At 37.3% G+C, this 1,190-nt stretch carries 1 protein-coding gene; it reads left to right on the top strand.

Features of this window, described 5'->3' with window-relative positions:
- Positions 1-406: IS630 family transposase (locus O9295_RS13860; protein ID WP_288033381.1), on the top strand; the 406-nt coding region annotated here is incomplete at its 5' end.
- Positions 407-1,190 lie beyond the last annotated feature (784 nt).

Below are 1,190 nucleotides of genomic sequence, written 5' to 3'. Positions count from 1 at the left end.
CAAAAAAGGAAATTCAGAAACTTTCCATGAACAATTAAAGAAACTTCATGAAGAGATTCGTCAAGAATGGATAAACTTGGGAAATCTGCCCGAAGATTTTCGAGAAAAGGGTCCGAAGATTATCATTATATTAGACAATGCTAGTTATCACAAAAAGAAAGATGTTATTGAGCAGGTGGAAAAAGAGTTGCCCAATATTAGGCTAGAGTTTTTACCAGCTTATAGTCCAGATTACAACCTAATAGAATTAGTGTGGCATTCCGCTAAAGAGTACATAGCTAATCGAGAATTTGAAAATAAAGAAGAACTGGAAAAAGTAGTCAATCAGCTTTTAAATGAAGGGAGATTGATTATTAAATGGAGTAGAAAACTTAAAAATAAGGGTAATGCTGTCAATGTAACTTAAATGCGTAAAAGCTTATCTAATCTTGGCACTTTTACGGCTTTTGATGAGCTACAAGTAGGACTACCTTTAGTATTAACTTTTCTCTTCATTAGGTCTGTCGTTCCTCAACTTTATGGGATCAAGTTCAGACCCAACGATGCTCTGATATTCGCTAGTCTTCTAAACGGGGTCTCTTTTCAGAGCCACCAATGCCTAAACCATTCATCGCTGGAACCACGCTAACTATCGGGCTATGAAGCACCAAGCTCGCCTCGGTCTTAACTGTCCGAACAGTCTCATTTTATCTTTGATCGCGTTATTCTATATCCTATTGGATTTCCTTCAGTTTCTTTCACCCTGAAGGTGCGTAGCGCTGTCGGTCGCTAACTATATATTATAGGTCAACTTTCTGCATAACACTCTCCAGAGTAACGATATGGGTCAACTTTCTGTATATCACCCTGTCTTACAACATATATAATCATTTGTCAATAGGTAGTAATATTTAATCTGCTTATACTTCGAGTTTTGGTCTGAAAATGGGCGATCAATAGAGCAGCAATTATTGTAGTTGGGTTGACCCAAGGAAACCCAACAAAGAGTAACCTTTGGGGTAGGGCTGTTTCATTCTCCCATCAGAATATCAAAAGTAAAAGCGATCACAGTCAGGTAAAATGAGGAGTGACCGGCAACTTTTCAAATATATGTTGAGCTTAATAGAAAAACTGAAACAAGTCAAGGACTTTCGGAAAGATAAAGGAAAAAGACACCCTTTATGGATAGTATTAGTAGTAATAATACTGGG

The organism is Microcystis sp. LE18-22.4A, assembly GCF_027531105.1.
GTDB classification, from domain to species: Bacteria; Cyanobacteriota; Cyanobacteriia; order Cyanobacteriales; family Microcystaceae; genus Microcystis; species Microcystis aeruginosa.
Note: the sequence above shows the minus strand (reverse complement) of the source record. Positions and strands in the feature narration are given on the sequence as shown.